The sequence below is a fragment of the Prevotella sp. oral taxon 299 str. F0039 genome, from assembly GCF_000163055.2.
Classification (GTDB): Bacteria; Bacteroidota; Bacteroidia; order Bacteroidales; family Bacteroidaceae; genus Prevotella.
Window position 1 is genome coordinate 186933 of record NC_022124.1, and the last position, 14585, is coordinate 201517.

Sequence of the window (14585 nt, forward strand, 5' to 3'; positions counted from 1 at the left end):
TATTATGGAAAAGGGAAGAGCTGAAGGGCGAGCCAAGCAATCTAAGAATGAACGCATAGAGCAATTCTTGAAAGAGCATTATGCTTTTCGTTTTAATACAGTTAAAAGTAGAACAGAGTTTAGAGAACAAGATTCTAATTCTTCATTCCGTCCTCTTACTAAATATGATATTAATTCTATGCGTCGGCTGGTAGATGGGACTTTGGAGATATATACTCCCTCTGACAATATTCGTGCAATATTGGAGAGCGACTTTTGCAATAAAGTTAACCCAATTCGTGAGTTTTTGCAGAACCTGCCAAAACCTAAAGGTGAAGATGAATCTGAAATCATAAGGTTGGCAAATTGTGTTACAGTGAAGAATCCTGAGAAGTGGAAGCACTATTTTGTGAAATGGCTGGTTGCGGTTGTTGCAAATGCTATGGATGATTTACAGTGTCGTAATCATACATGTTTAGTTCTTACAGGTGAACAAGGAAAATTCAAAACAACTTTCCTTGATTTACTCTGTCCAGAAGAACTAAAGAATTATCTTTTCACAGGAAAGATTGACCCACAAGGAAAAGATGTACAAACACTGATTGCGGAATACCTTTTTATCAATATTGACGACCAGCTAAAGGCACTCAATAAGAGAGATGAAAATGAATTGAAGAATCTGATAACGACACCAAGAGTAAAATATCGTAGACCATACGACACTTACATCGAAGAGTATCCTCACTTAGCAAGCTTTATGGCATCTGTTAATGGTAATGATTTTCTAACAGATCCGACAGGCAGTCGTCGCTTTCTACCTTTTGAAGTTGAACATATTGATATTGACGCAGCTAAAGAGATTAATATCAACAAGGTGTACTCCGAGGCAGTTGAATTGTGGAGAGTTGACTATCATTATTGGTTCAATGAAGAGGAAATAGCCGAACTGCATCAAGAGAGCGAAGGGTTTCAAGTGCAGACTGTTGAGTATGAAATGCTTCTTAAAGGCATGGAAAAGCCAGCAGTAACCGAAGAAAGTTACATGACCACTTCTGAAATCCTAAACTATTTGCGTGGATATACAACGCTTAACCTAAGTGAAAGGAGAATGGGAGAAGCATTGAAAAAGGCTGGTTTCTTGCGGAAATCCAAAAGGATAGGTGGCAATCCAATGTATGTCTATCATATACGCAAGATTGTTCCCAATCCTTTTATTCAAAGTTACAATACTAATTATTAATACTACTTTACTACAAAGAGGGATAAGGCATTGAAAGAAAAAAGGTTAGACCGTAGTAAATAATGATATAAGGTATTACTACCTCATTACTACCAACCTACCATATACATGTGCAATGATTACTACAAAGATAGTTAGTACTACATATTTTTCTTTCATTGTCAATGACTTACAAGAATATCACATTGTAGTAAGTATTAAACTTAAAAGTTACAAGTATGACAATATATGAAATTAAAGCAATATCAATTAAAGATTACTTAGGTAGTATGTCTATATACCCTATAAAGAATTATGGCTATTACGGAATGTATAAAAGTCCATTCCGTAATGAACATACTCCAAGTTTCAAAGTTGATTATAACCAAAATCTATGGTATGACTTTGCTCTTGATGAAGGTGGGAGTCTTATAGATTTAATTATGAGATTACATAATTGCAGTTTAATACAAGCTATAGAGTTGTTTAATGGCAAACAAAATATCCTGCCGAAATTATCCATAGCTAATAGCAAAACAAACTCTCCAAGCCAATCACGTATAGAGGTTATCGGCTCTACCAACTTATGTCATCAGAATCTCATAGAATATTTCACACATAGAGGAATCAATCTGAACATTGCGAAAAGATATTGTAAGGAGATCCATTATAGAATTGGTGATAGAAGTTTTTACGCAATAGGTTTTCCAAACAATTCTTATGGGTATGCGTTGCGCAATCCATATTTCAAAGGGTGTTTGCCTCCTTCCGATGTGTCGTATGTTCCCAGTCCTTCAGAACAAATCAATCTGTTTGAAGGTTTTATTGATTATCTTAGTCTGCTTACGATGAGTCCAGATGAAGAGAAGAAAGCTGCACTGATACTTAACTCGATTAATAATATCAAAAAGTCAAGATTTTTCCTTTCAAAGCACAAGCTCATCTGTTCATATTTAGATAATGATGAAGGAGGAAAGCGAACTTTAGAACAACTCAAAAGAGACGGTTTTGATGTTCAAGACTGCTCTTCCGTCTTCCAGAATTATAAAGACCTAAATGAGTATTTATGTGTTGAATTCAAGCATTCAGAGAAAGCAAAAAATAAGAAAATCAAAGGGATTAAGCTATGATTGTAGGATTTGCTTTGCATAATCTGTTTTTCGGGGAGCAAGTTTATGTTTTGGGCATACCAAAACCACTTGCTCCACCTCCTGACAGTCGTTGCAGAGGATCATCCCGCTGGTCTCCATCAAATCAAATTAAAGAAACAAGTATGATAAAAACAGAATATAAAAAAGGTGGTCGTCCAACCAAGGGCGTAGCCGAAAAGAAGAAATACCGTATCACGGTGAAACTGAATACGCAGGATTACTATACGCTCAAAGGCAAAGCAAAAAGCGCAGGAGTAACCATGAGTGAGTTTGTAAGGAAAGTTCTTGCAAAAGGGTGCGTCATTGAACGACTGAACATAGAGCAAGCAGACTTCATCCGTAAGCTGTGTGGCATGGCAAATAATCTCAATCAGTTGGCACATCGTGCCAATACGGAAGGGTTTCATTCAGTTGCTCCTTTCCATAAAACCATTATTGGCAAGATAGATGAAATATTAAATCTGATACGAAGATGATAGCCAAAATTATGAAAGGTTCGGGCTTCAAGGGGGTTATTAATTACATCCTTGACCCAAAGAAAGGAACGGAACTCATAGATAGTTCGGGTGTGAGAACAGACAGTATTAGTCATATTGCCCAAAGTTTCATTGACCAAACGGAACTGAATCCACGAGTGGGTAAGGTTGTGGGGCATATCTCCCTAAGTTTCTCTGCACAAGACTCCCCAAGACTCAGCAATGAGTGGATGGTGAAAGTAGCCCGTGAGTACTTGGATAAGATGGGAATAAAAGATACGCAGTATATCATCGGGCGCCATTTCGATAAGGAGCACCCACATGTTCATATCGCTTTTAATCGGATAGACAATAATGGCAAGACTATTTCTGACCGTAACGACAGATTCAGAAGTGAGAAGATTTGCAAGGAACTAACCGCCAAACACGGATTGTATTTTTCCGATGGTAAGGAGAATGTCAAGGAACACCGCTTGAAAGAACCCGATAAAACCAAGTATGAAATCTATCAGGCGTTGAAAACAGAAATAGCTCGGTGCAGGGATTGGAAAGCTTTGCTTGCTCACTTGAAAAAGCAAGATATTGATGTCCATTTCAAGTACAAAGACAACTCACAAGAAGTGCAGGGTATCATCTTTGAAAAGAACGGTTATCATTTCAATGGCTCTAAAGTGGATAGGGGGTTCAGTTATTCCAAGATAGACTTTGCCCTGCAACAGAATAACAGGGAAAACGAACAGCAAACACAAGGAATGATAAACCTCATATCTAATGTTGCAAGTGTTACGGGCGAAATTACCAACGACCTCATCGAAGGAGGATTGGATTTGTTTCAAACTCATGGTACTGTCCCTGCGGAGGTTTACAACACACTCGATAAAAAGAAGAAAAAGAAAAAACGTAAAATACATTTATAACTATGGCTGATAATAATACATTTGTCCTCTTTGAGGAAATCAAAAACAAACTGGAGACAATTTATAGGGAACTAAAGGAGTTGAAAGAAAAGGAGAATGGTTCTGTTTCCCTCCCTATTCAATCTACACCAGCACAAAGTGATGAGCAGAAAGATCAGGAATTGCTCAATCAGTATGAACAGCGAACGAAAGACGTAATTAACAAGTATATTGGAGTACAAGTACGCATCAAGGACGAGGAAGCCAAATCCATGGACAAATTGGTGGCAAGTGTCTTGACCATGTTGCACGAATGGCAGGAGAAGAAAGAACATCCAATACCGCAGGAACATATTCACAGGCACAGCTTTGATATCAAATCGTCAAGAGTCTTTACTACTGTGGTGGCTGTGTCTATCATCTGTTTTATTTCTTTGGTCGGTAACTACTTCTTGTGGCAAAGTAAACAGCAATACAAGGATGATGCCTTGAAATTTCGTATCATCAGAGTTTGGAGAGGTTGCAGTCCAAAGGAAATCCTATGGCTCAATGATGTATTTGACATTCATCGCAATGAAAAGATTATCAAACTAATCAAGGAAAAAGCCGATGATTACGACATGGAATTGAAGCAAAAGGCAGATAGTTTGATGCAGAATAACCTGCAAAATAAGAAAAGCAAATAGTGTTGAACACATAAACTTTAATAAGAGGGGAAATTTCCCCTCTTAATAAGTCTTTTATACAAGAAAATTTACTATATTTGCAAATAATCATATAATATTTATGGAAAGTCCAACTAATAGAATTAAAGAGGTGCTTATCGAGAAAGGGATTAAGCAAACATGGCTTGCAGAGAAACTCGGTAAGAGTTTCACTATTGTCAACTCATACGTTTGCAATCGTCGACAGCCAAGCCTAGAATTGCTATTTCAGATAGCAGAGATCTTGCAGGTTAATCCAAAGGAATTGATTAACACCCCAGATGAGTAACTTTATTATGGTAGAGCATAAAACATCTATTCGTTTTTTCAACGACCATGAAGTTAGGGCGGTGTGGGACGACGCACAAAACTGTTGGTGGTTTTCTGCAACAGACATTGTGCGTGCCATTAACGATGAGCCCGACTATACCAAAGCTGGTAACTATTGGCGTTGGTTAAAACGTAAGTTAAAACAAGAAGGCATTGAACTCGTGAGTGCTACTCACGGCTTCAAGTTTGAAGCTCCTGATGGGAAGTTACGCGTGGCAGATGTTCTTAATAGTGAGAATGTTATATTGTTGGCAAAGAACTACCCCAACAATCGTGCTAATGACTTTCTCGATTGGTTTACCTACAGCGACAACACCATTGATGGGCAGAGTAAGAAAAAAGCTTATCAGCTTTTTGAAAGTGGTATCCTAAAGACTGTAGACCCAGGTACAATCAAATGTTTACAACAAATACACGCTTATCTCTTTGGAGGACTGTATGACTTTGCAGGACAAATCCGCACGAAGAATATATCCAAAGGAGGTTTTACCTTTGCTAATTGTATGCACTTCCCTGAAACTCTGCAAACAATAGAACGAATGCCCGAAACAACCTTTAATGAGATTATGGATAAGTATGTAGAGATGAACGTAGCCCATCCTTTTATGGAGGGTAATGGTCGCAGCACTCGCATTTGGCTCGACCTCATGCTGAAACGTTCTCTCAAACGATGTGTGGATTGGAGCCAAATAGACAAAAACGAATATTTGTCTGTAATGCGTGAAAGTGTAGCAGATAGCACGTTCATCAAGACTTTGGTAAAGCCAGCACTCACTACAAAGATTGATGACAGAGAAATGTTTATGAAAGGTATTGATTATTCATACTATTACGAGCAGAATGATTAAAAGTTAAAACAATGTTCTATAGCATTATACAACGAAAAAGAAATGAATGGTTAAGTCGTATAGATTGCCCTGTCAAGTCTTTGGTTTCATACATTGAAGGTAAAGGAATGATGCGTGATGCACAAATAGAGGCTATAAAGACTTACTTGTTCTTGAAGATGGAATGTGGCAATAAACCTTTGTGGAGGCTTTTTACGGAGGGCGACTTCTTGTCCCTCAATCTTGATAATATGAGTCTTACCGCTAAGGCAAGGCTTGTTTTGGAAACGGATAAAGCCGCAGCTTCACTTTATGAATATGCTTGTCTCAGTGATGAGAAAGGGAATGCTGCAGCACCAGCATTAAAGAAATACATTGAAGAGAATCCCAATACAATTGATTATGTAGCAGTCTTTAAGAAGTTATTTTACGATGTAGCCTATCCTGACTATATTTTTAGTTTACCAATGGGAGCAGGTAAGACGTATTTGATGGCTGCGTTTATCTATCTTGATTTATATTTTTCATTAAATGAACCAGATAACCCATCCTTTGCGCATAACTTTATGATCTTGGCTCCATCAGGTTTGAAGTCTTCTATTATTCCAAGTATAAAGAATATACAAGACTTTGATCCTACGTGGATTCTTCCAAACCCTACGGCATCTCAAATAAAGAATGAAATTCAGTTTGAAATACTTGATGCACAGAAAACCGCACAAAAAAGCAATCTTGTTAAGAACCCCAATGCACAAAAGATAAATAGCCATTTGACGTCAAATGATATTCGTGGTCTAGTGGCTGTGACCAATGCTGAGAAAGTAATTCTTGACAAATTAGATAAAGATAAAAGCCCATCATTGCTTAGTGATAAGGAAAAGAAAGAATTTGATATATCTAATGAACTTCGTTCTATTTTAGGAAAAATTCCCCATCTTTCTATTTTCATTGATGAGGTGCACCATGCTTCAGACGGAGACATAAAGCTGCGTCAGGTTGTTAATAAATGGACTAAAACAGAAACCTTTAATTCTGTTTTAGGTTTCTCGGGTACTCCTTATCTTTCTACAGCCGAGTCGGTGAAGGTGGGATTAGACTTGTCATTGAAAAACAAGAACCTTTCAAATGTTGTTTATTATTATCCGCTGATAGAAGGTGTGGGTAATTTCTTGAAGTCTCCAACAATAAAAGTGGCAGATGGTGGTTATGAAACTATTATTCGCAAAGGCGTGACAGAGTTTCTTGATACCTATGGTAATTTAGTTTATTCTAATGGTACATGTGCAAAAATGGCCATCTATTGTGGACGTATAGACAATTTGGAGGAGAATATCTATCCCATCGTTGCTGAGCTTATCAGTAAGTTCGGTTTGAATCCTGCTGATGCTATTCTTAAATATCATGGTGGAAATAAAGAGTATTCCGTACCTGAGAGTGCTGCTGTTGAGTTTGCTTCATTAGACACGAATCTCTCAAAGGTAAAGATAGTGTTGTTAGCGCAAATAGGTAAAGAGGGTTGGGACTGTAAGAGCCTAACCAGTGTTATCTTACCACAAAAAGGTGCATGCCCACAGAATATGGTTTTGCAGACTTCTTGTCGTTGCTTACGTCAGGTTGTAAAGAATAATAAGGAAGCAGCTTTGATTTGGCTTAATGAGGATAACGCTAAGATGCTTAATAGGGAATTAGACAAGCAACAAAACACGTCTATTGAGGAACTGAATAAGGGTGGAAATACCAAACAGTACACCTTACAGCGTTTCTCTCGAATGGAAAAATTGCGTGTGCCTCCAATTGACTTCTTCCAACTGAAGGTGTCTTACCTGACATTAGTATTAGAAGATAAGCTGAACACTGCAAAAGAACTGCAAAGAGATGATTTTTATTCTATCAGTGGCTTACAACTAATCCAACAACAGAATCTAAAAGGAGAGATAGAAGATAAATCTACAGAGCTGTTGCAGGATGATGAAAGTGGCAAGGCTATTACATTTAATAGTTGGCTACATCTTATTTGTAAAGAGAGCTTCCGCACTTTGCATATCACTCAATTGAAGACGTACACCACGGGGCTACAAGCTATCTTTGATACCATCACAGAGTTTCATGATGGTATACGCATTCTTAAAGGAGAATACAACCAAATGCAGGTACGTGCCAATGTACGCAAAGCTTTTATCCCTCATCGTTCCATCGAAGTGAAAGAGGAAGTGATACCAGAGACGACTGAACTTCTTCAGATTAAGAACTTCCAATCAACAATAGAGGTTAATGATACTTCTAAATATTTCCCAAACCAAGAGCAGGTGTTGAAAATCGTTGATGCAGATAAAGGCAAGAAGCACTTAAAGGCAGAAATACAAACAACCATTGATACGCTTAAGGCGTTAGGCAATCAGGAGCAAACCATACAAGCATTATTGGACAGTCCCGATAGTTACGAGCCAACGGATAGCAACATTAATGACAAGACCTACCATTATCTACCTTATAAGTTCGACAGCAGTTTTGAAATTAGTTATTTTTCAGATTCTCTCCAAGCTATCATACGTGATAAGCAACTCGAGTTTTATTTCAATGGCGATGATAACCTGACCGATTTCAAAATACGTTGCTATAAGAAGTCTGGTAAGAACTGGAGTCTGCTCGGCAATTACACGCCCGACTTCTTAGTGATTAGCAGAGATGAACAGGGGGCAATCAAACAAATACTTATCATTGAGACCAAAGGCGAAGGCTTTGCTGGCAAGTTTGCCGAACGTAGGCAGTTTATGGAAGAAGAATTTGTGAAACTCAATAACGAGCGTTTCGGTTACAATCGATTCAGTTTCTTGTATATCGAAGACACGATGACACCAGTCGAGCGAGATAAAAAGACTATTACAACAATCAAACAATTTTTCAAATAAAAGAATTCATTATGGCAATCAAATATATTTCTTACGATCCCAATGTCCTTGAAGGACAAGCTATACTCGATAACTTTGTGCGCACGCAGCGCATCCTTCGCTATTGTGATAACGGTAAAGTTTTTGAACGTATTCAGCGTGGTATGCCACTCTACGAAGTAGAAAGTCAAGAAGTGGTGGGCAAGAATCCTAATCATAACCTCGTACTTCGCGGCGAGTGTCTTTCTGCTTGTGCTTATCTTAAAGAGAGAGGGGTGAAAGTAGATCTTGTTTATATTGACCCTCCTTTTGCCAGTGGTGCCGATTATGCCAAAAAGATTTACATACGTCGTAATCCCAAGGTGGCAGAAATTATTAAACAAGATGAGACAGAGATTGATAGCGAAGAACTGCGCAACTTTGAAGAAAAAATGTATGGTGATGTATGGGACAAAGAAGGCTATCTGAATTGGATGTACGAAAATCTCGTTGCAATCAAAGCTGTTATGAGCGATACCGCATCTATCTATGTGCATTTGGATTGGCACATAGGACATTATGTAAAAATTCTTATGGACGAGATATTTGGAGAGGATAAGTTTAGGAATGAGATTGTGTGGCATTACCCTGGTGGGATTAAAGCAATACCAACCTATTTCCCACGAAAGCATGATACCATTTATGTTTATTCAAAAGGAGATATTGTAATCTACAATGTTCAACGTAAGAGTATACAAGAAAATTCTTTATACAATAGATGGATTAAATATAGTGAAGATGGAGAAGCAATAACCTATAAGAACTTTCCCCGCAAAGACAAAGTGAAATTTGAAATGTATGTAAATCGTTTTATCTCTCAAAATGGGCGGAAGCCTCAAGAAAATGATGAACTTTATAGATTTGAAGGAGCTATGATTGATGACGTTTGGAGCGATTGTCCAGCTGTTTTCAGATCATCAGAAGATATAAACTACTCCACCCAAAAACCCGAAGCCCTATTAGAACGTATTATCAAAGCCAGCAGTAATGAGGGTATGCTTGTGGCAGACTTCTTTGGTGGCAGTGGCGTTACGGCAGCTGTCGCAAATAGATTAGAACGTAAGTTTATCCATTGTGATATTGGCATTAACAGCATTGAGACTACACGCGACCGATTATGTAAGGCTGAGGCAGAGTTTGAAGTGATGGAGGTAAAAGATGGTGTTTCGCTCTATCGTAACCCTGTGCAGACGATGGACAAGCTAAAGGGCCTTATTCCCGGACTTCGCAATGAGGATGCGCTCGACAAGTTTTGGGAAGGAAGTATTCATGACACGAAAGATGGTATGCTGCCTGTTTATCTTCCAAACTTAATGGATAGTAGTACTTGTTTGTTAGACACGGCACTGATGAATCGTATTCTGAAAGAAGCAATGCCCGACCTGCCTGACGGAACTAAAAAGGTAATTGTATATTATATTGATATCACTGATATAAAGGAAATAAAGCAATTCATTAAAGAGCAGAACGACACGTTGATAGAAGTTGAACTAAGAGACTTAAAAAACGTGCTCGACAACGTTGTTGTAGAAGACGATGCCGAGTTTGATGTGAAGGAAGTCCAGCCAGAAGGTGAGGCTTTCAAAGTGTGGCAAGTAAGCATCAATTGCTTCTTTAGCGACCGTGTGAATAAAAAGATAGAGGAATACAATCTTAAAGGACAGCAACAAGCGTTGAAGAGTGGCAAAGCGTTTCAGCCCATCACATTGAGTGAAGAAGGTCTGGAAACAATTGAGTTCCTAAGCCTTGATTGTACTTCTGCCGATGCTTCTTCTCCTTGGCGCAGCGACTCTGAAATCCTCATCGATCGCCTTGGTTATGTCCGTAAGAACGGTGTTGATACCAAAACTTTCTGGAATGGTACAATAACCTCTGCCAACAAACCTCTCCGCCTCAAGATTAGAAATATTTGTGGAGACGAAACAATATATCAATTATGATGAAAACAAAAATAGAATTGTACTTTATGTCATTGGGATTATTGTTTGGATTTTTATTAATCAAAGCAATAAAAATTCCAATATGTTTTGATGATGATGCTAAGTTTATAGGCTGTTACAACTTGATAAAAATGAATATACCAACATTGGTTTGTTTTTTTTGTCTTATTGCTGAGTATTTTTGTGTTAAGCGCTTTCTGCATAGTTTAGGCGGATCAAAGGATTTGCCTTGTACTATAAAAAAAATAAAAAATGGGAATTTTGAGTACCTTACATTCTTGACGACTTATATAATTCCATTGGTTTGTTTTGATTTAGGAAAACCTAATGAGTGTATTTTGTTAGTTGTCTTATTAATCCTGCTTGGTGTCATCTTTATCAGAACGAATCTATATTATACAAATCCAGCACTATGTATATTAGGTTTTAATTTGTATGAAGCAGATATTGAGTATAAATCTAAAATATTATCAAATCTAAAAATTTTGTCAAAGATTAAATTAAAAGAAAATGATAAATTTAAAAAATTCGATTTGGAATTTAATGAAGTTATATATTGCAAAGAATTAAATGCGCATGAATAAAGAAGAATTAAAAGAGATAGTGCAGCTATCTATTAATGAGAATGCTGGTATTGAAATTTTTTTAGGGCTTAAAAATGGAGAAATTCGAAAAGCGAACTTTATAGATGAGGTTCAAAAAGAAATAAAGAAGGTTTTTATTGATGATATAGAAAAACGTATAATTGAATCTGAATACCCAATCATGTGCTTGTCTAGTTCAGATGAAAGAAAAGATATAATATATCATTTTGATTATACCTCCCTCCCAGACGATCTTAAATTCTTTGACACAGTGTTAGATCCGATGATAGATATTAAAACATTTTCTTTTGTAGACGATAAACTAAGTAATATCGATTTCTTTTTATTCCTAATTGGAGATGAAACAAATCAAATATTATTATATAAGCAATTAGCTTCAATCAATATTTATAAAAAGAACACTGGAATATTCGTAAGAAAAGCAGATAATGAGTTTGCAAGGGTTAATGATGATTTTCTGAGAATTGTCCCTGGATTTGAAATGTTTAAGATAAATGAAGAATTATATATATTAGATTTAAAATTTTTAGAAAGAAAGTTTAAGATCTATGATGTAATCAGATCAGCCGCTGTAAAAGAAATAGAAAAGATTAATGAGTATGGAATTGTACAGAATGCTGAAAGTTTAAATAATCTTTTGAAAGATACATCATTTGCAAGAAAACTTTCTAAAATATCTGAACATTCCCCTGTTTTAGGAAAAGTCTCTAATAATGCTATTATTTCTTTTACAAAGAATTATCCAAGCTTGAAAAATACATTCAAGTATACAGATGATGATTCCCAAATAATACTTACAACTCAAAAATCAATGATGACTTTCATTAAATTATTAAATGATGATTTCCTTAGTTCTGAACTAACGCGTAATTACTATGATAGCATTGCAAAAGATGTACTTAAGGAAGATACAATATCATAATGGTGATAACATCCAGGATGATTTCTAATCAATACTACTCAAATTGAGGAAACATTTTTGTACCATAAGAATGTAATTTATTGATTATCAGTATAGGATATATTTGAGGAAGTGAAGTAAAAGTGCTAATAAATGCTAATCAAAAATAAGTAAATCCCAGTAACATGATAAGTTGCTGGGATTTTTATTTGTATTAATTAACTTTGGATATATCATAAAAACTTATTCGCTTTATCTAAAGATTGCAAAAGTTTTGTTCCAATCATATCTTTTGTGTGTTTACTTTTGCTATGAAAGTTTAATATTGTCGCAATGTAGAAAGTAGTTTGCTATTCTCTGTTTTAGTTCCAACAGAAATTCTTATGCAGTCTTCGCACGCTGGAGGTAGGTCGACATATTTCACCTTTATACCCTTACTTTGCAAGTATCTGTAAACCTCAAGACTATTAGTAAACTTCACAAGGAAATAGTTTGACCCTGTGGTGTATACTCTTTCGCAATCTTTAAGCAAGGCAAAAGCTTGCATAAGTCTGTTGCGTTCAGGTACCCAAATACGCATCCAACTTTCTTTTTCATATCTATCAGAAAGTACACTAATGGCCTTTGAGGCATTATTTTGACTGATGGTGTGGGGTAGTTGTACTACTTTAAAAAGCGAAATGATATCGGCTTGTGCTATAACACATCCTATTCTTAATGATGCATAGCCCCATGTTCTACTCATAGAGTTGACAACTATGAGGTTAGGGTGATTGTTGATGAGTTGCACACAGCTGTTTTCTTCGCTATAATATCCATACGATTCATCTACAACCACAAGACAATTTGCGTTGTTTAGTAACTCTTTTAGCTCATTGATGTCGAAGAATACACCTGAAATGGCATTCGGACTAGTGATGAAACATATCTTAGTGTTATCGTTTATCTCTTTAAGAATGTCGTTATGCGATAGTTGAAACGAAGCATCGAGGATCATTTCTTTTAGCTCAACATCGTTAACTAAGGAGCAGGTGCTATAAAATGAACGAGTGGGAGATAAGCAAATAACATTGTCTTGCTGTGGAGTACAGAACGAACGAAAAAGCAAATCAATTGCTTCTACACTTCCATTGGTGGCAAGAAGTTGCTGAGATGCTATGCTAAAGGTTTTTGTTAAAGCGACATTCAACTGACTATTGCTTTCGAACGAATATCTACTTAGAGTGTTATTGTAGGGTATTTCGTTCTTATCTAGAAAGATATCATTTTCTAAATCACGTAGTGTTGTGTCGATTTTCTTTTCATTAAATAACGCAAACACATTGGGTCTGGCAAGTTCCTTGATGCTTTTCATTCTTCTTTTTACGTAAAATATATATGCAAATATATCCCTTTTCGCTTATATGTGCAAGAAAAATACTACTTTTGTAACGACTTAGTTATGCAGTTTAAATATTTATTTTTATTGCTGTTCTGCATGGTTTTAGGAGCTTGTAAGCAACAACCAAAAGTGGAAATGACCCCCTGGGGAACACCTTTAACGCAGAATGACGACGCTGTTGGTAATCAGTTTCGCTTGAGAGACATTCTTTCGAGTGGTGAATTGATTATGTTAACCCTCTCAGGACCTGATACTTATTATGATTATCATAGTCGAGGTATGGGACTACAGTATTTATTATGCGAAAAATTTGCACAGCATTTAGGAGTCTCTTTGCGTGTGGAATTATGTAGAGACACGCTCGAAATGGTGAAGAAACTCAATGAAGACGAGGGGGATATCATTGCTTTCTCACTTCCAAAAAATATCAAAAACGTTCAATTTTGTGGTGTTTCAGTAGATAGTTTGAAAACACAATGGGCTGTAAAAGATGGTAATACAGAGCTTTCTGATAGCTTAAAACAATGGTTTAAGCCCACGCTTATTGCTCAATTGCAAAAAGAACAACGTTTGTTGCTATCTAATCGTGGCGTAGTTCGTAAGGTATATTCTCCTATGTTGAATAGAGCTGGGGGAGTAATATCGCACTATGACGCTTATTTTCAACGTTATGCACCTGTTGCAAGACTTGATTGGAGATTGCTTGCAGCACAATGTTATCAAGAATCTACATTCGACCCGAATGCAAGATCGTGGGCTGGTGCTTCGGGATTGATGCAGATTATGCCTAAAACGGCAAAACACCTTGGGCTTGAAATGGAAGATATTTTCAACCCAGAGCTTAATATTGCAGCCGCAGCCAAGTACTTATCAGAGCTAGGAGCACATTTTAATGATGTGAAGAATCCATTAGAAAGAATGTCGTTTACGCTTGCTGGCTATAATGGAGGACCTTTCCACATTCGTGATGCGATGGCTCTTGCAAAGAAAAATGGTAGAGATCCATATCGATGGGCTGATGTTTCGGAGTTTGTTTTGAAGCTTCAACAACCTGAATATTATCGAGATCCTGTTGTGAAATATGGCTATATGCGAGGCTCTGAGACTGTTGATTATGTTGAAAGAATACATAATCGATGGGCACAATATCGTGGAGTGGCTCGTGCTTCTTCTGCTTCTACAATGGGAAGCGGTGTTCCTACACGCTCAAAGCATAAGAATCGCTTTACTATAAAATAGAACTTACTAC

At 36.9% G+C, this 14585-nt stretch carries 13 protein-coding genes; 12 read left to right on the top strand and 1 reads right to left on the bottom strand.

What is annotated here, in order from left to right; translation table 11 throughout:
* Nucleotides 1-4 precede the first annotated feature (4 nt).
* From HMPREF0669_RS00745 to kwaB, 11 genes are all read left to right on the top strand, one after another.
* Nucleotides 5-1219: a VapE domain-containing protein gene (locus HMPREF0669_RS00745; RefSeq protein WP_009229062.1), complete on the top strand. Its 1215-nt coding sequence runs from the start codon at nucleotides 5-7 to the stop codon at nucleotides 1217-1219.
* A gap of 218 nt (nucleotides 1220-1437) precedes the next feature.
* Entirely contained in the window at nucleotides 1438-2328 is an 891-nt protein-coding gene (locus HMPREF0669_RS00750; protein WP_009229063.1) for a toprim domain-containing protein, read from the top strand.
* Nucleotides 2329-2471: 143 nt separating this feature from the next.
* A complete protein-coding gene (mobC, locus tag HMPREF0669_RS00755; RefSeq protein ID WP_044045507.1) occupies nucleotides 2472-2825 on the top strand; it encodes a plasmid mobilization relaxosome protein MobC in 354 nt (117 codons plus the stop codon).
* Nucleotides 2822-3742 (top strand): relaxase/mobilization nuclease domain-containing protein, encoded by a 921-nt coding sequence (locus tag HMPREF0669_RS00760; RefSeq protein ID WP_009229065.1) that lies wholly within the window; start codon nucleotides 2822-2824, stop codon nucleotides 3740-3742. The genes mobC and HMPREF0669_RS00760 overlap by 4 nt, the downstream gene beginning before the upstream one ends.
* A gap of 2 nt (nucleotides 3743-3744) precedes the next feature.
* Complete coding sequence (locus tag HMPREF0669_RS00765; protein WP_009229066.1) at nucleotides 3745-4407, top strand: hypothetical protein; 663 nt, start codon at nucleotides 3745-3747, stop codon at nucleotides 4405-4407.
* A gap of 100 nt (nucleotides 4408-4507) precedes the next feature.
* Nucleotides 4508-4714 carry a helix-turn-helix domain-containing protein gene (locus HMPREF0669_RS00770; protein ID WP_004362600.1) on the top strand — a complete coding sequence of 69 codons (207 nt, stop codon included), beginning with the start codon at nucleotides 4508-4510 and terminating at the stop codon, nucleotides 4712-4714.
* Nucleotides 4707-5603 (top strand): protein adenylyltransferase Fic, encoded by an 897-nt coding sequence (gene fic, locus HMPREF0669_RS00775; RefSeq protein WP_020967891.1) that lies wholly within the window; start codon nucleotides 4707-4709, stop codon nucleotides 5601-5603. Before HMPREF0669_RS00770 ends, fic begins: the two co-directional genes overlap by 8 nt.
* An 11-nt stretch (nucleotides 5604-5614) precedes the next feature.
* Complete coding sequence (locus tag HMPREF0669_RS00780) at nucleotides 5615-8491, top strand: DEAD/DEAH box helicase family protein (protein WP_009229068.1); 2877 nt, start codon at nucleotides 5615-5617, stop codon at nucleotides 8489-8491.
* An 11-nt stretch (nucleotides 8492-8502) separates the two neighbouring features.
* A complete protein-coding gene (locus HMPREF0669_RS00785; protein WP_009229069.1) occupies nucleotides 8503-10449 on the top strand; it encodes a DNA methyltransferase in 1947 nt (648 codons plus the stop codon).
* Nucleotides 10446-11033 carry an anti-phage protein KwaA gene (gene kwaA, locus HMPREF0669_RS00790; protein WP_051148185.1) on the top strand — a complete coding sequence of 196 codons (588 nt, stop codon included), beginning with the start codon at nucleotides 10446-10448 and terminating at the stop codon, nucleotides 11031-11033. The genes HMPREF0669_RS00785 and kwaA overlap by 4 nt, the downstream gene beginning before the upstream one ends.
* Nucleotides 11026-11976, top strand: coding sequence for an anti-phage protein KwaB (kwaB, locus tag HMPREF0669_RS00795; RefSeq protein ID WP_020967892.1), 951 nt, complete (start codon nucleotides 11026-11028; stop codon nucleotides 11974-11976). Before kwaA ends, kwaB begins: the two co-directional genes overlap by 8 nt.
* A 298-nt stretch (nucleotides 11977-12274) precedes the next feature.
* Here kwaB and HMPREF0669_RS00800 read toward each other — a convergent pair whose 3' ends face one another.
* A complete protein-coding gene (locus HMPREF0669_RS00800) occupies nucleotides 12275-13309 on the bottom strand; it encodes an aminotransferase class I/II-fold pyridoxal phosphate-dependent enzyme (protein WP_009229072.1) in 1035 nt (344 codons plus the stop codon).
* A gap of 123 nt (nucleotides 13310-13432) precedes the next feature.
* Here HMPREF0669_RS00800 and HMPREF0669_RS00805 point away from each other — a divergent pair, with 123 nt between their 5' ends.
* Nucleotides 13433-14575, top strand: coding sequence for a transglycosylase SLT domain-containing protein (locus tag HMPREF0669_RS00805; protein WP_009229073.1), 1143 nt, complete (start codon nucleotides 13433-13435; stop codon nucleotides 14573-14575).
* Nucleotides 14576-14585 lie beyond the last annotated feature (10 nt).